Genomic DNA, 20362 nt, shown 5'->3' with positions numbered 1-20362 from the left:
TCATCAGACAATGTCGTTCACGTTCAGCCAGCGGCCTTCCCGGTGCGAGAGCGCAATCGCGTCCAGCACGCGCGACACCTTCCAGCCCTCTTCGAAGTCCGGCCACATCGGCGCGTCGGCGGCAATCCCGTCTACCAGATCGCGCACCTCCACCGTTTTTTGATCGTTAAAGCCAATCCCGTGTCCTGCGCCCATGCAGAACGCGGCGTAGTCCGGGTGCGCCGGGCCGACGAGTAAGGTCCGGAATCCCTGACGGTTCACCGGATCGTCATGCCGATAGAGCTTCAGCTCCGCCATGCGCTCCTGGGTGAAGCTGATGGCGCCTTTCGTCCCGGTGATGACGTACGACAGCCCCATCTTGCGGCCGCAGGCGACGCGGGAGGTTTCAATCACGCCCTGCGCCCCGCCCGCGAAGCGCACCATCGCGTGGGCCTGATCCTCGTTTTCGACGGCAATCATCTCCGACGATCCGGCCTTCGCCGGGCGCGCCGGGACCACGATCTTCAGATCGCCGCAGACCTGCTCGATATCCCCAACCAGGTACTGGGCCATGTTGACGATGTGCGCCGCGAGGTCGCCCAGCGCCCCCAGCCCGGCGGTCTCTTTAAAGCAGTGCCAGTGAATAGGCGACAACGGGTCGGCCATATAGTCTTCGTTGTGGGTGCCGTAGAAGTGGATCACCTCGCCTATCTCGCCGCGGGCGATAATCTCCTTCGCCAGCTGCGCCGTCGGGTTCTTCATGTAGTTGAACCCCACCAGCGTTTTCACCCCGGCCCGCTTCGCGGCGTCAACCATCTCCCGCGCGTCGTGGGCGTTCAGCGCCAGCGGCTTCTCCGAGTAGACGTGCTTGCCGTGGCGGATCGCCTCCAGCGCCATCTCTTTATGCAGATGGTTGGGTGAGCAAATATCCACCACATCAATAGCCGGGTCGGCCACCAGCGCCCGCCAGTCGCCCGTGGAGCGGTTGAAGCCAAACGCCTGCGCGCGCTCTGCCGCCAGCTCCGGCGTGACTTCCGCCACCATCTCGCGCACCAGCCTGCCGCGCAGGTTGAACACCGTTGGGGCCTGGGCATAGGCGATAGCGTGCGCCTTGCCGATATACCCGGTGCCAATTAATCCAATACGAACCTCTTTCATCGTGATCCTCACAGTGCGCCGCGACGGCTCTTGGCGTAGGTATCAAACGCCACCGCCAGAACGATAATTAATCCGGTGATAATCTGCTGGTAGTAGGCCGAGACGTTCATCAGCACCAGGCCGTTAATCAGAATCCCCATGATGATGGAGCCGATAATGGTGCCGCCGATGCGCCCGTAGCCGCCCATCAGCGAGGTACCGCCGATCACCACCGAGGCGATGACGCGCAGCTCAAAGGAGATCCCGGCCACCGCCTCGGCGCTCCCCAGACGCGCGCTCAGGATGAAGCCCGCCAGTCCCGCCAGACAGCCGATCAGCACATAGACGCTGACCAGCACGCGCTTGACGTTCACCCCCGCCAGGCGCGCCGCCTCCGGGTTACCGCCGATGGCGTAGACGAAGCGGCCCCAGCGGGTTTTATGCAGCGCCAGATAGCCGCCGAGGGCGACGATGGCGAAGATCCAGATCGGAATGGAGATGCCGAGCAGCTCCCCGCGCCCCCACCAGCGGTAGCCCTGATCGAAACCGGCAATCGGCGCGCCGTCGTTGATCACCAGCGTCAGGCCGCGCCAGATGGTCATCCCGCCGAGGGTCACGATGAACGGCGGCAGGCGCAGGCGTGTTACGCCCAGACCGTGCAGGAATCCAATCGCCGTGCCCATCGCCAGACAAATCCCCAGACCAATCAGCCAGCTCATGCCGCCCCAGGCGTTCGGGTCGACGGTGGTGAAGTTGTCGCCCTTAATCACGTACGCCGCGGTCATGGCGCAGACCGCCAGAATGGAGCCGACGGAAAGGTCGATCCCGGCGGTCAGGATGACAAAGGTCATCCCCACGGCCATGATCCCGTAGATGGAGACTTCGGTCAGGATGTTGAAAATATTGCGTTCAGAGAAAAAATTGCTGTTCTGCGACTGGAAGAAGATCAGCAGCAGGATCATGAAAATCAGCACCCCGAAGCGCTCGAAGAAGGCGATGGGATCGATGCGTCCGGCGCGTTTGACCGGGGCCTGCGTTTTAGAAATCATCTGCGTCATGAGAAACTCCGTTATGCCGCGTTCAGGGCGTTGTGGTTGATGGCCATCATCGTCATCAGCCGTTCTTCGTTAGCGTCGTCACCGTGGATCTCGCCGGTCACTCGCCCTTCGCTCAGGGTGATGATCCGGTCTGACACCGCCATCACTTCAGGCAGATCGGAGGAGATCACGATCACCGCCACGCCCTTTTTCGCCATGTCAAACAGCACCTGGTGCACTTCTGATTTGGTCCCCACGTCAATGCCGCGCGTCGGCTCATCTACGATCAGCACCCGCGGGTTGAGCGCCATGCAGCGCGCGAGGATCACCTTTTGCTGGTTACCGCCGGAGAGCTTGCGCACCTCCTGCGCGCTGTTGACCATTTTGATCTGCAGCGCCTTGCGGTAGGACTCGATCAGATCGTCCTCTTTGCGGGTGTTCACGAACCAGCGCCACTGCAGCAGCGAGGAGAGGCAGGAGAGCGACAGGTTGTCGCGAATCGACAGCCCCAGCACCGCCCCCTCTTTTTTGCGGTCTTCCGGCACCAGCGCCACGCCCTGATCGAGCGCATAAAGAGGGTCGCGCGGCTGGTACGGCACGCCGTCCAGTTCAAAGCTGCCCGAGGTAAACGCGTCCGCGCCAAACAGGCAGCGGGCCACTTCGGTGCGCCCGGCGCCCACCAGTCCGGCAATGCCTAAGACCTCCCCGGCGTGAACGTGGAAGCTGATGTCATGCAGGGCTATGCCGTGCGGATCCAGCGGCGGCTTTTCGCGGCTCAGCCCCTTCACCGCCAGGCGGACGGGTTTATCCTCATGATGCGTTTCGCTGGCGGGACGGCGGTTAAAGGCCACGTCGCGACCGACCATCAGGCGGATCAGCTGTTCGACGTTGGTCTCCGCCACCGCGCCGGTGCCGGTGAAGCGGCCGTCCTGGAAAACGGTGAAGCGATCGCAGAGCTGGAAAACTTCGTGCAGACGGTGGGTAACATAAATAATGCTTACGCCGCGGTTTTTAAGCTCCCGCACCACGCGATGCAGGCTTTCCACCTCGCTATCGCTCAGCGCGGCGGACGGTTCGTCCATAATGATTAGCCTGGCGTTGAGGGTCAGCGCCCGGGCGATCTCCACCATCTGCTGCTGGGCAACGCTCAGACGGGCGACCGGCGTGGTCGGCGCAACGTTCAGCTGCAGATAGTCGAGAATGACCTGCGCTTCCTGATTTACCGCCTTTTCGTCGACGATCAGGTTGCGTTTACGCGGCTCGCGCCCGAGAAACATGTTTTCCGCGACGGTCATGTTGGGCAGCAGATTAAATTCCTGATAGATGGTGATAATGCCCTTGTTCTGGCGCTCCACCGGGGAGTCGTCCACCGGCAGCGTTTCGCCGTTGAACCAGATATCCCCGCGGGTTTGCGGCTGCGCCCCCGCGAGCGCCTTCAGCAGCGTGGATTTACCCGCCCCGTTTTCCCCCAGCAGGGCGTGGATCTCGCCCGCGCCGACGGTCAGCTGGGCGCTGCTTAACGCCCAGACGCCGGAAAAGCTTTTTGCCAGGTCGGTCACTTTCAGTAAGGGTTGCGACATCGGTCTGCTCCTCCTTTAGAGTGAGCCGCCGCGCCAGCGGCGGCTGCGGATAAATCAGTTACCGGCCTCACCGATACGCTCAGCCTGCTGCAGGTTTTCTTTGGTGATCAGCGTCGGCGGGTAGTCGGCCCCGGTGATGGCTTTTTTCTCGCGCACGTTGGCCACCAGCTGGCTCATCGCCGTCTGCACCGCAAAGCCCGGACGCTGATCCGCCGTCACCGCCAGCCAGCCGTCGCGCACGCGGGCCAGCGCTTCCGGTACCGCATCAAAGCCGGTGACCAGAATTTCGCCCGGCTTCACGCCCTGGCTCTGCAGGGCTTCAATCGCCCCCAGCGCCATGTCGTCGTTGGCGGAGAGGATCACCTGAGGACGCTTCGGCAGCGAGGGCAGCACGCTTTCCACGATGCGCATCCCTTCAGAACGCATCCAGTTGCCGGTCTGATCGGCGACGATCTTGTACTTATCCCCGCCTGCCTTCAGGCTGTCGCGGATCCCTTTGGTGCGTTCGATGTTGGAGGAGGAGCCCGGCTGGCCGGTCAGCAGAATGATCTCCGCCCCGTCGGGGTATTTGGTTTTAACGAAGTCGCCAATCGCCTGGCCGCCCTTGTAGTTGTTGGCGCCAAAGTGCGGCACCTTCTTCTGGCTGTCGACGGAGCGGTCAAGGGTGACCACCGGCAGCTTCGCATCCTGAATTTCATCCACCGCGCTGGAGACCGCGTTCACATCGTTCGGGGAAACGATAAAGCCCTGCGCCCCGCGGGTGATGGCATTTTCCAGGTCAGCAACCTGCTTCGGCGAGCTGCCCTGCCCGTCCAGTACCTGAAGCTTCACGCCCATCTCTTTTGCGGCTTTCACCGCCGTGCGCTGCATGTGAACTTCAAACGGCATGGCCAGGTTTGGCGTACTGAAAACAATTTGCTCGTTTTCGGCGAGGGCGGCCCCGGACGTCATGGCGATGAGGGCGGCTACGATCAGTTTTTTCATTATTATGTCTCTCTGTGTAGGGTAGTTGTGTTTAGAGGACGATCTCGCGCTGGCTGCGCAGTGACTCCAGCGCTTTATCCGCGAGGTACAGCGCACGTTCACCATCATCGCCGCTGCAGTCAGGCACCGCTTCGCCGCGCAGGACCGCGACAAAGTGTTCCCATTCCGCGGCGTAAGCGGATTTGTAGCGCTGCAGGAAGAAGTGTTCCGGCAGCGCGCTGGTGCAGCCCTGTTTGCCGTAGTGCTGCACCTGGTTTTCCAGAATGTTGCCCGCGCACAGCAGCCCTTCGGAGCCGTGCAGCTCCAGGCGCTGGTCGTAGCCGTAAGATGAGCGGCGGCTGTTGACGATGGTCGCCATCGCGCCGGAAGCGTATTTCAGGACGATAAACGCGGTATCGATGTCCCCCGCCTCGCCAATCGCCGGATCCACCAGGTTACTGCCCTGGGCATACACCGACACCGGCTCTTCGCCCATGATGAAGCGGGCCATGTCAAAGTCGTGAATGGTCATATCGCGGAACATGCCGCCGGAAACGCGCACGTACTCCGCAGGCGGCGGAGACGGGTCGCGGGAGATGATGAGCAACGATTCCGGTTTGCCGATGCACCCGGCCTGCGCGTCGGTTTTCACGCGGCGGAACTGCGGATCAAAGCGGCGGTTAAAGCCGATAAACAGCGGCACGTCATACTCTTTTACCACCTTCAGGCAGTCGCGCACGCGGGCGAGGTCGAGGTGGACCGGCTTTTCGCAGAAGATGGCCTTGCCGTGGCGGGCGGCCATTTCAATCAGGTCCGCGTGGGTATCGGTGGCGGAGGCGATCAGCACGGCGTGAACGTTAGGGTCGGTCATCGCCTCGTTCAGGCTCTGCTGGCGGGCCTGATACTGCGTGGCGAGACGGGTGGCAAATTCCTGATTCGGGTCAACCACGGACCAGAGCGTGGTCGCGCCGTGGCTGGCGATGTTAGCTGCATGTACCTGGCCAATTCGGCCAGCGCCCAGTAAAGCAATGTTAAACATAACGGCTCCCGGTGTTGGTGAATGCTGTGAACTAACGACCCTATAAATAAAACATTTATTTCATTTTTATAAATAGTGAAAATTATGTTTTTGAGTGCGGGTTAACACTTTTGAGATGAATGAGATAAATTTTGTTATCAATCTCACAACATGGCGGGAGGGATGTCCTCGCCATTACAAAGGGGCGAGGGAGAAAAAACCGCACCGATCCGTCCCCTCTCCCTGTGGGAGAGGGTTAGGGTGAGGGGAAAACAAAAATGAAATGAAAATTTCGTTACGAAAAGAAAACTCAATACTGCCGGGCTTTTTTCACCTGCGCCTGCGTTTGCTCAGCGGCCTCACGCACGGCAGACGATTCCGCCACCTGCGCATCACCGGTTCGCCACCAGGAGGCGTAGTCGTGGGTCATGGTCTTCGGCAGCACCTTGATGTCCAGCAGCGTCGGGCCCGGATGGGCGCGTGACGCCTCCAGCGCCGCCAGCAGGCTTTGCTCGTCGTGCACCCGCCACGCGCGGCAGCCGTAGCTCTCCGCGTTTTGCGCAAAATCGACCTTCACCAGCGGACCGTCAAGCCGTCCGGTTTCCGGGTTGCGATGGCGGTTTTCCGTGCCAAAGCTGCCCATACCGTGCCCCATCTGCAGGTTGTTAATGCAGCCGAAGCTGGCATTATCAAACAGCAGAACGGTGACCTTAATGCCCTCCTGCACCGCGGTTTGCAGCTCGGAGTGCAGCATCATGTAGGAGCCATCCCCCACCATGGCGTATACCGGCTGCTCGGGTCGGGCAAGCTTCGCGCCGATGGCTGCCGCAATCTCGTAACCCATGCAGGAGTAGCCGTACTCCAGGTGATAGCTGTCCGGCGTTTTGACCTGCCAGAGGCGCTGTAAATCGCCCGGCAGCGAACCGGCCGCGCCCACCACGATGGCGTTATCTTCCACATGCTGGTTGATCAGCCCCAGCACCCGCGTCTGGGTCAGGCGGGTATTGAGCGCCTCGCCGTACTCCGCCAACTGCGCGTCCAGGTGCCCCGCCACTTCGGGCGCGTCGTCAGGACGCCACTGGCGATCCCACAGGCGGCGGCACTCGTCGCGCCAGGCGGATTTCGCCTCAGCGATCGCCTCTCCCCAGCCGCTGCGGTAATCACCGAGCGCGTGGGTCAATGCCTCGAGCCCGGTTTGAGCGTCGGCAATCAGCGCCGTGGCGTCCAGCTTCAGGGCGTCAAACTCGGCCACGTTCAGCAGCAGAAATTCGACGTCCGGATGGGAAAAGAGCGCCTTGGAGCCGGTGGTAAAGTCGGTCAGGCGCGTGCCGATGCCAATCACCAGGTCAGCCTGCGGCGCGAGCTGGTTGGCCGCCATTCCGCCCGTCACCCCTACGCCGCCGAGGTTAAGTGGGTGGTCACTTACCAGCGCCCCCTTTCCGGCCTGAGTTTCGGCAAACGGCAGCTGCAGCGTCTCGACAAATTCGCGAAACGCCTCATGTGCGCCGGAATAGCGCACGCCACCGCCGCACACCACCAGCGGGCGACGCTTGCGGGCGATCAGCGCCCGCGCCTGCGCCAGACGCTGCGGATCGGGCGGACGACGCTCGATGTGGTGCACGCGACGCGCGAAGAAGCTCAGCGGGTAATCCCACGCTTCCCCCTGCACGTCCTGCGGCAGGCAAATCGTCACCGCACCGGTATCTGCCGGGTCAGTAAGCGTTCGCATCGCGCTAAGCATTGCGCTCATCAACTGCTCGGGGCGGTTAATGCGGTCCCAGTAGCGGGAGACCGGACGGAAGCAGTCGTTGGTGCTGATGCTGAGGTCGTGATACTGCTCGATCTGCTGCAGCACCGGGTCCGGCTGGCGGCTGGCATAGATATCGCCCGGAAGCAGCAGCAGCGGGATGCGGTTCGCCGTGGCGGTTGCCGCGGCCGTGACCATATTGGCGGCGCCCGGCCCGACGGAGGAGGTGACGGCAAAGATGCGCTGACGGCGGTGCTGTTTGGCAAATCCCGTCGCCATATGGGCGATGCCCTGCTCGTTGCAGCCCTGCATCACCTGCAGATGGCCGGGATCCTGCTCCAGCGCCTGGCCAATGCCCAGCACGTTGCCGTGCCCAAAGATGGTGGCGACGCCCTCCACGAAGGGCGTTTCGTTGCCATCCACGCTAACGTACTGTTGATTAAGGAACCGGACCAGCGCCTGAGCCATGGTGATACGTTCGGTTTGCATAACGCCTCCTGTCAGCCCAGCGTCGGCATGGAGAACGCAGCGCCTGTCTCCTGCTGCATTTCCGGCCAGCGCGCGGTGATGGTTTTCATTCGGGTGTAGAAGCGCACGCCGTCGCTGCCGTGGACGTTGAGCGCGCCGAAGATGGAGCGCTTCCAGCCGCCGAAGCTGTGGAATGCCATCGGCACCGGGATCGGCACGTTGACGCCCACCATGCCCGCCTGCACCTCTTCGCAGAAGCGGCGCGCGCAGCCGCCGTCGCGGGTGAAGATTGCCGAGCCATTACCATATTCATGGCGGTTAATCAGGTCCACCGCGCTGGCGTAATCTGCTACGCGCACCACAGAAAGCACCGGACCAAAAATCTCTTCTTTATAGATGGTCATCTCCGGGGTGACGTTATCGAACAGCGTCGGCCCGACGAAATAGCCCTGCTCGTGGCCCTTCACGCTGAAGCTGCGACCGTCCACGCGAAGCGTCGCCCCCTGCGCTTCTCCGCTGTCGATGTAGCCCAACACCTTGCTGCGGTGCGCGGAGGAGATGAGCGGCCCCATTTCGTTTTCCGGCGTCTGGTCCAGCCCCGGCCCGACGCGCAGCGCGGCAATCTGTTTTTCCAGCCGGGCGCAGAGGTCATCGGCGGTGTTATCGCCCACCGCCAGTACCACCGAGAGCGCCATGCAGCGCTCGCCCGCCGCGCCGTAGGCCGCGCCCATGATGGCGTTGGTCGCCATCTCCATGTCGGCATCCGGCATTAAAATGCAGTGGTTTTTCGCGCCGCCCAGCGCCTGACAGCGCTTACCGTGGGCGGACGCGGTCTGGTAAATGTATTCGGCAATCGGCGTGGAGCCGACAAAGCTCACCGCCTGCACGCGCGGGTCGGTCAGGAGCACGTCAACGGACTCTTTATCGCCCTGCACCACGTTGAAGACGCCGTCCGGCAGGCCGGCCTCTTTCAGCAGCTGCGCCAGCGCAAGCGCCAGCGAAGGGTCTTTTTCCGACGGTTTCAGCACGAATGTATTCCCGGTCGCCAGCGCAATCGGGAACATCCACATCGGCACCATCGCCGGGAAGTTAAACGGCGTGATCCCGGCGCAGACGCCGAGCGGCTGCATCAGCGAGTGGCTGTCAACGCCGGTCCCGACGTTCGCCGAGTGTTCGCCCTTTTGCAGATGCGGAATACCACAGGCAAACTCCACCACTTCCAGGCCGCGGGTCAGCTCGCCCACCGCGTCGGAGAAGACCTTGCCGTGCTCTTCGCTGATGAGGCGGGCCAGGCGATCCATGTTCTCTTCCAGCAGCGCCTTGAAGCGGAACATCACGCGCGCGCGCTTAAGCGGAGCATGACGCGCCCACGCCGGAAACGCCTGCTGCGCGGCGGCAATCGCCTGCTCCGTTTCCTGTGCCGTACTCATCACCACCTGGCGGATCTGCTCGCCGGTGGCCGGGTTGAAGATCGCCTGAACGCGCTGGCCTGAACCGGTGACACATTCGCCGTGAATAAAATTCGCTACCGTCTCCATCCTTAACCTCTCGCTGTTGATACGTGACTTGACCTGAACACTCTGTACTGAACACTATATATGAAACAAATATTCCATTTTAAGTTGAAATAAAATAAATGATGATTATTGTGATCAAGGATGGATTTTTATGTTAACAGCCAGCATCACTGACGCCGCGTGCGCTATTAAGGGTTCTCGGGCGAGGAAATGACTGAAGCTTCTGTTTCATTTTTGCTGCCAGATGGATGGCCGACATTTAAAAGACGCGGTTTTGCGTTTAGAATCATATGACTGTATTTGGGGGAAAAGATGACGACAGCAACCAGCCTGAACGAACTGCAGCAGCAAATCCGCGATCGCTACGATAGCCTGAGCAAGAGGCTGCAGCAGGTCTCCCGCTACGTGCTGGATAACACCAACAGCGTGGCCTTTGATACGGTTGCCGTTATTGCCGAGCGCGCCGACGTGCCGCCCTCGACGCTGATCCGCTTTGCCAACGCCTTTGACTTCACCGGCTTCAACGAAATGAAACAGCTGTTTCGCATGAACCTGGTGGAGGAGACCGCCAGCTACAGCGACCGCGCCCGGCTGTTCCGCGAAATGGAGAGCGAGGCCGTGCCGGAAACGCCGCTCGATATCCTGCAGGAGTTCGCCCGCTCGAACGCGCAGGCGCTGCAGCAGCTGGCCGCCCGCGCCGAGCCGGAGATGCTGGAGCGCGCAGTACAGCTGCTGGCCGAGGCCGACACCATCTACATCGCCGGACTGCGCCGCTCCTTTAGCGTCGCCGCGTACCTCACCTATGCCCTGAGCCACCTGGAGTGTCGCCCTATTCTGCTCGATGGCATGGGCGGGATGCTGCGCGAACAGATCAGCCGCATTAAGGCGCGCGACATCGTGGTGTCGATCAGCTTCTCGCCGTACGCGGAAGAGACGGTGATGGTCAGCGAAACCGCCGCCAGCGTCGGCGCGCGGCAGATTGTGATTACGGACAGCCAGATTAGCCCGCTGGCGACGTTCAGCGATCTCTGCTTTGTGGTGAAGGAGGCTCAGGTGGATGCGTTTCGCTCGCAGTCGGCGACGCTGTGCCTGGTGCAGTCGCTGGTGGTGGCGCTGGCGTATCGGCTGGGAGAGGGGAAGTAAGGCAATAAAAAAACCCCCTGCACAGGCAGAGGGTTTTGGGTTAATTCAGAGGGACATTATTCCCACTCAATCGTAGCCGGTGGTTTACCGCTGATGTCATACACCACGCGGGAAATACCGTTCACTTCGTTGATGATGCGGTTAGACACGCGGCCTAAGAAGTCATACGGCAGATGCGCCCAGTGCGCGGTCATGAAGTCAATGGTTTCCACCGCACGCAGGGAAACAACCCAGTCGTACTTACGGCCATCGCCCATCACGCCGACGGAGCGAACCGGCAGGAACACGGTGAACGCCTGGCTTACCTTGTTGTACAGGTCAGCTTTGTGCAGCTCTTCGATGAAGATAGCGTCCGCGCGACGCAGCAGGTCGCAGTACTCTTTCTTCACTTCACCCAGCACGCGCACGCCCAGACCCGGGCCCGGGAACGGGTGACGGTAGAGCATGTCGTACGGCAGACCCAGTTCCAGACCGATCTTACGCACTTCGTCTTTGAACAGCTCGCGCAGCGGTTCAACCAGGCCCATCTTCATCTCTTTCGGCAGGCCGCCCACGTTGTGGTGAGATTTGATGACGTGTGCTTTACCGGTGGCGGAAGCCGCAGACTCGATCACGTCAGGGTAGATGGTACCCTGCGCCAGCCACTTCACGTCGTCCAGCTTCAGCGCTTCTTCGTCGAACACTTCCACGAACACGCGGCCGATGATCTTACGTTTTGCTTCCGGATCGTTCTCGCCTTTCAGCGCGGCCAGGAAGCGCTGCTCGCCTTCCACGTGAACGATGTTCAGACCGAAGTGGTCACCGAACATGTCCATAACCTGCTGGGCTTCGTTCAGACGCAGCAGACCGTTGTCCACGAAGACGCAGGTCAGGTTTTTGCCGATGGCGCGGTGCAGCAGCATCGCGGTCACGGAGGAGTCCACGCCGCCGGAGAGGCCGAGGATCACTTTGTCATCGCCAACCTGCTGGCGGATACGCTCAACGGCGTCGTCGATGATTTTTGCCGGGGTCCACAGAGCTTCACACTGGCAGATGTCGCGCACGAAGCGCTCCAGCATGCGCATACCCTGACGGGTGTGGGTCACTTCCGGGTGGAACTGCACGCCGTAGAAGCGCTTTTCTTCGTTCGCCATGATGGCAAACGGGCAGCTTTCGGTGCTGGCAACGGTCACGAAGTCAGACGGGATGGCGGTAACTTTGTCGCCGTGGCTCATCCATACGTCCAGCAGCGGTTTGCCGTCTGCGGTCAGGGAGTCTTCGATACCGCGCACCAGCGCGCTGTCGTTAACCACTTCAACCTGCGCATAGCCGAACTCGCGCTCGCTGGAGCCTTCTACGTGGCCGCCCAGCTGCATTGCCATGGTCTGCATACCGTAGCAGACGCCAAATACCGGCACGCCAGCTTCGAACACGTACTGCGGCGCGCGCGGGCTGTTCTCTTCGGTGGTACTTTCCGGGCCGCCGGACAGGATGATGCCGCTTGGATTGAATTCGCGAATCTGTGCTTCCGTGACATCCCACGCCCACAGCTCACAGTAAACGCCCAGTTCACGCACGCGACGCGCCACCAGCTGAGTGTACTGAGAACCAAAGTCCAGGATGAGAATGCGATGTTTATGAATGTTTTCCGTCATTGACGCTAATTCCGAGGCAAGTGAAACAAAAACAGAGCGCCCGGCAGAAGCCGGGCGCGGAAACTTATCAGGAGCCCAGACGGTAGTTCGGGGACTCTTTGGTGATCGTCACGTCGTGAACGTGGCTCTCCTGGATACCCGCACCGCTGATGCGTACGAATTCCGCTTTAGTACGCAGTAGGTCAATGGTACCACAGCCGGTCAGACCCATACAGGAGCGCAGGCCGCCCATCTGCTGGTGAATAATTTCTTTCAGACGGCCTTTATAGGCAACGCGACCTTCGATACCTTCTGGCACCAGTTTGTCTGCGGCGTTATCGGTCTGGAAGTAACGGTCAGAGGAGCCTTTGGACATCGCGCCCAGGGAGCCCATACCGCGGTAAGATTTGTAAGAACGGCCCTGGTAGAGTTCGATTTCACCCGGGGATTCTTCGGTACCGGCCAGCATGGAGCCTACCATTACGGCAGCTGCGCCCGCTGCGATCGCTTTCGCGATGTCGCCAGAGAAGCGGATACCGCCGTCAGCGATAACCGGAATACCGGTGCCTTCCAGCGCTTCAACCGCGTCAGACACCGCGGTGATCTGCGGAACGCCCACGCCGGTCACGATACGGGTAGTACAGATAGAGCCAGGGCCGATACCCACTTTCACCGCGCTGCAGCCGGCGTCAGCCAGCGCGCGAGCACCTGCGCCCGTCGCCACGTTACCGCCGATGATCTGCAGGTCAGGGTATTTGGCACGGGTGTCACGGATACGCTGCAGAACGCCTTCGGAGTGGCCGTGAGAGGAGTCAATCAGCAGGACGTCAACGCCCGCTGCAACCAGCGCGTCAACGCGCTCTTCGTTACCGGCACCTGCGCCTACCGCAGCGCCAACGCGCAGACGGCCATGCTCGTCTTTACAGGCGTTAGGCTTACGTTCTGCTTTCTGGAAATCTTTAACGGTGATCATGCCGCGCAGGTGGAAGTTGCTGTCAACAACCAGCGCTTTTTCAACGCGTTTTTCGTGCATTTTTGCCAGCACCACATCGCGGGTTTCACCTTCGCGAACGGTGACCAGACGCTCTTTTGGCGTCATGTACACGCTAACAGGCTGGTTCAGGTCAGTCACGAAACGCACGTCACGACCGGTAATAATACCGACCAGCTCGTTCTCTTCGGTCACCACCGGGTAACCGGCGAAGCCGTTACGTTCGGTCAGGGCTTTCACTTCGTGCAGCGTGGTGGTTGGCAGAACGGTCTGTGGGTCAGACACGATGCCGGATTCATGCTTCTTCACGCGGCGAACTTCTTCTGCCTGACGTTCGATGGACATGTTTTTGTGGATAAAGCCAATGCCGCCTTCCTGTGCCAGGGCAATAGCCAGGCGCGCTTCAGTCACGGTGTCCATTGCCGCAGAGAGCATAGGAATGTTCAGGCGAATGGTTTTCGTCAACTGCGTGCTGAGGTCGGCAGTATTCGGCAGAACGGTGGAGTGAGCGGGAACAAGGAGGACGTCGTCAAACGTCAGTGCTTCTTTAGCGATACGTAGCATGGGCAATATCTCTGACCTGGGTGGTTAAATATTGCCGTGGCATTATACAGAGCGTAACCGATTGCATCTACACTTTTTTATAAAAAAGCTTGCGATTGCCTCTCAGCAGGTTACTATCGACTGAATAACTTGCTGATTTAGAATTTGATCCCGCTCACATGTTATCCTCTCAATCCCCCTCAATTTATACCGTCAGCCGCCTGAATCAGACGGTGCGTTTGCTGCTTGAGCAGGAAATGGGGCAGGTCTGGATCAGCGGTGAGATCTCTAACTTCACGCAGCCGTCCTCCGGTCACTGGTACTTTACCTTAAAAGACGACACCGCCCAGGTGCGCTGCGCGATGTTCCGCAATAGCAACCGTCGCGTGACGTTTCGCCCTCAGCACGGCCAGCAGGTTCTGGTTCGCGCCAATATCACCCTGTATGAGCCGCGCGGCGACTATCAGATTATCGTCGAGAGCATGCAGCCTGCGGGCGAAGGCCTGCTGCAGCAGAAGTATGAACAGTTAAAGGCCCGGCTCTCTGCCGAGGGGCTGTTCGACCAGCAGTACAAAAAGACGCTGCCCTCCCCCGCCCACTGCGTTGGGGTCATCACCTCGAAAACCGGTGCGGCACTGCACGATATTTTGCACGTGCTGAAGCGTCGCGACCCTTCCCTGCCCGTCATCATCTACCCGACCGCCGTGCAGGGTGACGATGCGCCGGGCCAGATTGTGCGCGCCATTGAGCTGGCGAACGCCCGTCAGGAGTGCGACGTCCTAATCGTCGGGCGCGGTGGCGGCTCGCTGGAAGACTTGTGGAGCTTTAACGACGAGCGCGTTGCGCGGGCAATCTTTGCAAGTCAGATCCCCGTGGTGAGCGCCGTCGGCCACGAAACGGACGTAACGATCGCCGATTTTGTCGCGGATCTCCGCGCGCCGACGCCGTCCGCCGCGGCGGAAGTGGTCAGCCGCAACCAGCTGGAGCTGCTGCGTCAGATTCAGAACGGCCAGCAGCGTCTTGAGATGGCGATGGACTACTACCTCGCCAACCGGACCCGGCGCTTTACCCAGCTTCACCACCGTCTACAGCAGCAGCACCCGCAGCTGCGTCTGGCGCGTCAGCAGACCGTTCTGGAACGTCTGCGTCAGCGCATGAACGTTGCGGTGGACGCGCAGCTTAAGCGCGCGATATCGCGCCAGCAGCGCGCGACCCAGCGCCTGAACCAGCAGAACCCGCAGCCGAAAATTTATCGCGCGCAAACGCGAATTCAGCAGCTGGAGTATCGTCTGGCGGAAACTATCCGTGCGCGACTGAGCACCACCCGCGAACGCTTTGGCAATGCGGTGACCCACCTTGAAGCGGTTAGCCCCCTCTCCACGCTGGCGCGCGGCTATAGCGTGACGACGGCGACGGACGGCAAAGTGCTGAAGCAAACCAAACAGGTGAGTACCGGCGATGTGCTGACGACGCGCCTGTCAGACGGCTGGGTAGAAAGCGAAGTGAAATCAATTAAACCGGTGAAAAAAACGCGTCAGCGTAAAACCGGATAATTCTTCGCCGGTTACTTACTATACTGCTGCTATTCCCTTTTTTAATAAGGAGAGCAGCATGACCCATCTTTATAGCGTGATTCCCCCGTATATTCTTCGTCGTATTATCGAAAGCGGTTCCGAACCGCAGCAGCGCTGTGCCCGCCAGACCTTAACCCATGTCCAGACGCTGATGGCCCATATGCCCGGCAAACCCGCCGCGCCGCACGTGAATAAAGCCGGACAGCTCGAGCGTGATATTTACGACGCGAAGCAGACCCAGGAACTACCGGGCACACAGGTGCGTTACGAAGGCCAGCCGTCGAACGGTGATATAGCGGTGGATGAGGCCTACGAGTATTTAGGTATTACCCATGATTTCTTCTGGAAAGAATATCAGCGCGATTCGCTCGATAATAAAGGACTTATTTTAACCGGTACCGTTCACTATGGCCGGGAATATCAGAACGCCTTCTGGAACGGACAGCAGATGGTATTCGGCGACGGTGACGGGGAAATATTTAACCGCTTTACCATCGCCATAGACGTCGTGGCGCACGAGCTGAGCCACGGCGTGACCGAGACCGAAGCCGGGCTTATCTACTTTGAGCAGTCCGGCGCGCTGAACGAGTCGCTGTCGGACGTGTTTGGCTCACTGGTGAAGCAGTACCATCTGAAGCAAACCGCCGATAAAGCGGACTGGCTGATTGGTGAGGGATTACTGGCAAAAGGCATCAACGGCAAAGGGCTGCGCTCGATGTCTGAACCGGGCACCGCCTACAACGATCCGCTGCTCGGCAAAGACCCGCAGCCTGCACACATGAAAGATTTCATCAAAACGCGTGAGGATAACGGCGGCGTGCACTTGAACTCCGGCATCCCCAACCGGGCATTTTATCTGGCGGCAACGGCGATCGGCGGCTACGCCTGGAAAAAAGCGGGTTATGCCTGGTACGACACGGTTTGCGATCGCAATCTGGCGCAGGATGCGGATTTTGAGGCCTTCGCAAAACTGACGATCGCGCACGGAGAGAAACGTTCCGGCGGCGACGTGGGGGCGGCCATTAAACAAGCCTGGGAACAGGTGGGAGTGTTGTAAATGCAGGTTCCGGAACTGACGGATGACGCCGTTGTTGAGCTGGCCCGGGAAGGCGGCGTCGCTTTTATTCCCAAGCTGAGCGGACAGCGCACCATCGCGCTCTCCTCGCTCAATGAGGCCCAGCGCCAGCGCCTGGTAAGCATCCTGGAGCAGGCCTTTCCGCGCGGCCAGCCGCCCGGGCAAGCCTCTTCACCCGGCAGCGGCGACCAGCGCTATTTCCGCATCCAGATTATCTGGACCGGGCAAAATCAGGCGCACTACGCCGATATCATCGTGCTGGTACCGGAGCAGGAAGCGCCCGAGTCGCTGGTCGAGCTGTGGAAGAAAGGCGAAGGCTGCGTGTGCGATTAACCTTCGGCCCGAACGAACTCCACGCGTTTTTTGGAGATAAGACCGTGGCCGTTCTGGCAGAAATAATCCACCGCCCCACAGGCTTTTAAGACCTGGAGTGGCTGATGGCACTCCGGGCAGCGGGCTTCAAGCGCAATATCCTTATTACAGCTCTCGCAGTGTGCCACCCCATTCAGAGGCTCAAGCGGTGCCCGGCAATCCGAGCAGGTAATCGTCATATTCTCTCCTGTTGGGTTTTATCGGGGCAAGATAACTGCCCCGCCAGGGTGAATTTTATCAGGCTTCAGCCGCCGGTTTAGTCTGCGCATTTTCCAGCATGCGGCGTACCGGAACAATGAGGACGATCAGTACCGCTGCACAAATCAGCAGCGCGATGGAGCAACGCGCAAAGAGATCCGGCAGCATATCAAGCTGGTCGGCCTTCACGTGGCCGCCAATCAGACCCGCCGCCAGGTTACCCAGCGCGCTCGCACAGAACCACAGCCCCATCATCTGGCCGCGCATTCTTTCGGGCGCAAGCAGCGTCATGGTCGCCAGGCCAATCGGGCTGAGACACAGTTCGCCGAGCGTCAGCATCAGGATGCTGCCCACCAGCCAGAACGGCGATACGCCCGCCCCACCGCTGCTCAGCACGTTCTGCGCCGCCAGCATCATCAGGCCAAAGCCCGCTGCGGCACACAGAATACCGATAACAAACTTGGTGATACTGCTCGGACGAATGTTCATGCTCGCCAGCTTTGGCCACGCCCAGCTGAACACCGGTGCCAGCAGGATGATGAACAGGGCGTTGATTGACTGGAACCACACCGCCGGAATTTCGAAATCGCCGATCATGCGGTTAGTGTAGTCGTTGGCAAACAGGTTGAACGAGGTTGGCTTCTGTTCAAACGCGGACCAGAAGAACGCCGCGGAGATCAGCAGAATAAAGCAGACCAGCAGCCTGGCGCGCTCTTTACGGTTCAGGCCTGCAAAAACAAACAGATAAATAAAGTAGAGGGCAACGGATGCAGCAATCACGTAGACCAGCACGCTGGCTACCGCGACCGGGTTAATCACAATCACGCCCTGCGCAATCAGCGTCACGAGCGTTGCCACGCCTGCCGCCAGCGCCAGCAGCCAAACGCCCACGCCGTTACGCTTCACCACCGGGCTGTTCCAGGTGGAGTCGAGGCCAACTTCGCCGTCATAGCGTTTCATGGCCGGAACGGCAAACACGCGGAAGATAATCAGCGCTACCAGCATCCCGATACCGCCAATACCAAAGCCCCAGTGCCAGCCGTGTGTTTTAATCAGCCAGCCGGAAATCAGCGGCGCGATGAACGAGCCCATGTTGATACCCATATAGAACAGCGAGAAACCGCCGTCACGACGCGCGTCGCCTTTTTTATACAGGGTACCGACCATTACCGAGATACAGGTCTTAAACAGCCCGGAGCCGAGCACGATGAACATCAGGCCGATAAAGAACAGGTTGTTCCCCATCACCGCCGAGAGCGCAATCGACAGGTGACCAAGCGCAATCAGAATCGAACCGTACCAGACGGCTCTCTGCTGGCCGAGCCAGTTATCCGCCAGCCAGCCGCCCGGCAGCGCGGCCAGGTACATGGTACCGGCAAAGATACCGACAATCGCCGAGGCGTTTTCTCGCGCCAGGCCCATCCCGCCGTCATAGACTGTGGCGGCCATAAACAGGATCAGTAACGGACGAATGCCGTAAAACGAGAAACGCTCCCACATCTCGGTGAAGAACAACGAACCGAGCGGATACGGGTGGCCGAAGAACGTTCGGCTCTCTTTTTGATTAACAGTGGATTGCATAATTCTCCCGAAAGGTATGTCGTCGTGCTTGTAAACACCAGCAGGTACGCCGGCCAGTTACGTATCTGGCCGATTTTTTACATGCGGCGAAAAGTTAGTTAACCATTTGATAACCAGGCGCTAGTTTTGTCTAGTACCGGACCCTGGACTTTAAGATGAAAATTCGACGATTGTCTACTTTCTTAGATTTAAACTTGGTTAAAAGTGAATAGTGATTGACTTCACACAGAGATAACCGGCGGTATGATTGGGCAAAAAAAAGCCCGCGATCATCGCGGGCTTTCGTGAGAGCAGCAAAGCTTATTTGCTTTTCTTAATGTGCTTAATCAGGCGCTTACGCTTACGCATCTGGTTTGGCGTCAGGGTGTTGCGCTTATTGGCGAACGGGTTTTCCCCTTCCTTGAACTGGATACGGATAGGCGTGCCCATCACGTCCAGCGATTTACGGAAGTAGTTCATCAGGTAGCGCTTGTAGGAATCCGGCAGGTCTTTCACCTGGTTGCCGTGAATCACCACGATTGGTGGGTTATAACCACCGGCGTGGGCGTATTTCAGCTTCACGCGACGACCGCGCACCAGCGGCGGCTGATGGTCTTCCGCAGCCATATTCATGATACGGGTCAGCATGGCGGTGCTCTGACGACGGGTGGAGCTGTCGTAAGCTTCGCGCACGGATTCGAACAGGTTACCCACGCCGCTGCCGTGTAGCGCAGAGATGAAGTGCACGCGAGCAAAGTCGATAAAGCCCAGACGGAAGTCGAGGGTCTCTTTCACCTGCTCACGAACCTCGTTGCTCAGGCCATCCCATTTGTTGACCACGATAACCAGTGAGCGCCCACTATTAAGGATAAAGCCGAGCAGAGAGAGGTCCTGATCGGAGATCCCTTCGCGTGCGTCGATGACGAGCAGCACGACGTTGGCATCTTCGATCGCCTGCAGGGTTTTGATAACGGAGAATTTCTCCACCACATCGGTGATTTTCCCGCGCTTACGCACCCCGGCGGTGTCGATGAGAACATATTCACGCTCATCGCGCTGCATCGGGATGTAGATGCTGTCGCGGGTGGTCCCCGGCATGTCATAAACGACCACGCGCTCTTCGCCCAGAATACGGTTAGTAAGCGTAGACTTACCTACGTTTGGACGACCGACGATAGCCAGCTTGATCGGCAGATCCTGCGGGTTGAAGTCGTCTTCAGGCTCTTCTTCTTCGCCCTCTTCTGCGTCTTCAAACTGCGCCCAGTATTCAGCGTCTTCGTCCACCTCTTCCGGCGGGTTCACTTCGTCAACCCACGGCAGCAGAACGGTTTCCAGCAGGCTGGTAACGCCACGGCCATGCGACGCCGCGATAGGATAGATTTCACCCAGGCCCAGAGACCAGAAATCCGCGATGGCCTGATCGGCATCGATGCCGTCGGTTTTGTTCGCCACCAGAAAGGTTGGTTTTTCGCGTGAACGCAGGTGTTTAGCGATTGCGGAGTCCGCCGGCATCAGGCCAGCGCGTGCATCCACCATGAACAGCACCACGTCCGCTTCTTCAATCGCCAGCAGCGACTGTTCCGCCATGCGGGTTTCCACGCCGTCTTCTGTGCCGTCAATACCACCGGTATCAATACAGATGAACTCGCGTCCTTCCACCTCTGCACGACCGTACTTACGGTCACGCGTCAGCCCCGGGAAATCCGCAACCAGCGCATCACGGGTGCGTGTTAAACGGTTAAAAAGAGTGGATTTTCCAACGTTAGGGCGCCCGACAAGCGCGACCACAGGTACCATGTTTGAAGCCTCATAAAATTCAAAATAACGTCGCTTTCGCGGCGTTTTTA

Annotated in this window: 16 protein-coding genes; 4 read left to right on the top strand and 12 right to left on the bottom strand. The window is 59.6% G+C overall.

Features of this window, described 5'->3' with window-relative positions; all coding sequences use genetic code 11:
* Positions 1-3 precede the first annotated feature (3 nt).
* From AC4IBF_RS05530 to AC4IBF_RS05500, 7 genes are all read right to left on the bottom strand, one after another.
* Positions 4-1137, bottom strand: coding sequence for a Gfo/Idh/MocA family protein (locus AC4IBF_RS05530; protein WP_133294905.1), 1134 nt, complete (start codon positions 1135-1137; stop codon positions 4-6).
* An 8-nt stretch (positions 1138-1145) separates the two neighbouring features.
* Entirely contained in the window at positions 1146-2174 is a 1029-nt protein-coding gene (locus AC4IBF_RS05525) for an ABC transporter permease (protein WP_008502116.1), read from the bottom strand.
* Between the two features lie 11 nt (positions 2175-2185).
* The gene (locus AC4IBF_RS05520; RefSeq protein ID WP_025912800.1) at positions 2186-3733 is read right to left on the bottom strand and encodes a sugar ABC transporter ATP-binding protein; all 1548 of its coding nucleotides are present in this window, start codon (positions 3731-3733) and stop codon (positions 2186-2188) included.
* A 54-nt stretch (positions 3734-3787) separates the two neighbouring features.
* On the bottom strand, positions 3788-4717 hold the full coding sequence (locus AC4IBF_RS05515) for a sugar ABC transporter substrate-binding protein (protein ID WP_133294906.1): 930 nt from the start codon (positions 4715-4717) through the stop codon (positions 3788-3790).
* Positions 4718-4748: 31 nt separating this feature from the next.
* Positions 4749-5735, bottom strand: a complete 987-nt coding sequence (gene iolG / locus AC4IBF_RS05510; RefSeq protein ID WP_133294907.1) for an inositol 2-dehydrogenase — start codon at positions 5733-5735, stop codon at positions 4749-4751.
* A gap of 289 nt (positions 5736-6024) precedes the next feature.
* Entirely contained in the window at positions 6025-7950 is a 1926-nt protein-coding gene (gene iolD, locus AC4IBF_RS05505; protein WP_491463188.1) for a 3D-(3,5/4)-trihydroxycyclohexane-1,2-dione acylhydrolase (decyclizing), read from the bottom strand.
* Positions 7951-7961: 11 nt separating this feature from the next.
* Positions 7962-9467, bottom strand: coding sequence for a CoA-acylating methylmalonate-semialdehyde dehydrogenase (locus AC4IBF_RS05500; protein ID WP_491463187.1), 1506 nt, complete (start codon positions 9465-9467; stop codon positions 7962-7964).
* 291 nt (positions 9468-9758) lie between these two features.
* Between AC4IBF_RS05500 and AC4IBF_RS05495 the strand changes: the two genes are divergently transcribed.
* Positions 9759-10589, top strand: a complete 831-nt coding sequence (locus AC4IBF_RS05495) for a MurR/RpiR family transcriptional regulator (protein ID WP_325813828.1) — start codon at positions 9759-9761, stop codon at positions 10587-10589.
* A gap of 56 nt (positions 10590-10645) precedes the next feature.
* Here AC4IBF_RS05495 and guaA read toward each other — a convergent pair whose 3' ends face one another.
* Both guaA and guaB read right to left on the bottom strand, forming a co-directional pair.
* Positions 10646-12223 (bottom strand): glutamine-hydrolyzing GMP synthase, encoded by a 1578-nt coding sequence (gene guaA / locus AC4IBF_RS05490; RefSeq protein WP_325813830.1) that lies wholly within the window; start codon positions 12221-12223, stop codon positions 10646-10648.
* A gap of 67 nt (positions 12224-12290) precedes the next feature.
* Positions 12291-13757 (bottom strand): IMP dehydrogenase, encoded by a 1467-nt coding sequence (gene guaB, locus AC4IBF_RS05485; RefSeq protein ID WP_008502128.1) that lies wholly within the window; start codon positions 13755-13757, stop codon positions 12291-12293.
* Positions 13758-13915: 158 nt separating this feature from the next.
* On the opposite strand from guaB, the gene xseA reads away from it, so the two are divergent.
* Genes xseA through AC4IBF_RS05470 form a run of 3 tightly spaced genes read left to right on the top strand, consistent with a single transcriptional unit; the run spans position 13916 to position 16718 of the window.
* Positions 13916-15289: an exodeoxyribonuclease VII large subunit gene (xseA, locus tag AC4IBF_RS05480; RefSeq protein ID WP_133294910.1), complete on the top strand. Its 1374-nt coding sequence runs from the start codon at positions 13916-13918 to the stop codon at positions 15287-15289.
* Positions 15290-15347: 58 nt separating this feature from the next.
* Positions 15348-16367 carry a M4 family metallopeptidase gene (locus AC4IBF_RS05475; RefSeq protein ID WP_133294911.1) on the top strand — a complete coding sequence of 340 codons (1020 nt, stop codon included), beginning with the start codon at positions 15348-15350 and terminating at the stop codon, positions 16365-16367.
* A complete protein-coding gene (locus AC4IBF_RS05470) occupies positions 16368-16718 on the top strand; it encodes a protealysin inhibitor emfourin (RefSeq protein WP_024908659.1) in 351 nt (116 codons plus the stop codon). It abuts the gene before it with no gap.
* On the opposite strand, the gene AC4IBF_RS05465 is transcribed toward AC4IBF_RS05470, so the two are convergent.
* The 3 genes from AC4IBF_RS05465 to der all read right to left on the bottom strand — a co-directional run bounded on the left by AC4IBF_RS05465 (position 16715) and on the right by der (position 20312).
* Positions 16715-16936 carry a zinc ribbon domain-containing protein gene (locus tag AC4IBF_RS05465; protein WP_252093300.1) on the bottom strand — a complete coding sequence of 74 codons (222 nt, stop codon included), beginning with the start codon at positions 16934-16936 and terminating at the stop codon, positions 16715-16717. The two genes, AC4IBF_RS05470 and AC4IBF_RS05465, sit on opposite strands and share 4 nt — an antisense overlap.
* 58 nt (positions 16937-16994) lie before the next feature.
* Positions 16995-18536: a peptide MFS transporter gene (locus AC4IBF_RS05460; protein ID WP_133294913.1), complete on the bottom strand. Its 1542-nt coding sequence runs from the start codon at positions 18534-18536 to the stop codon at positions 16995-16997.
* A gap of 300 nt (positions 18537-18836) precedes the next feature.
* Complete coding sequence (gene der / locus AC4IBF_RS05455) at positions 18837-20312, bottom strand: ribosome biogenesis GTPase Der (RefSeq protein ID WP_127731952.1); 1476 nt, start codon at positions 20310-20312, stop codon at positions 18837-18839.
* Positions 20313-20362: the final 50 nt, after the last annotated feature.

It is taken from the genome of Enterobacter sp. Taxon_8, assembly GCF_058354585.1.
This window is presented reverse-complemented; position numbering and strand designations above follow the sequence as displayed.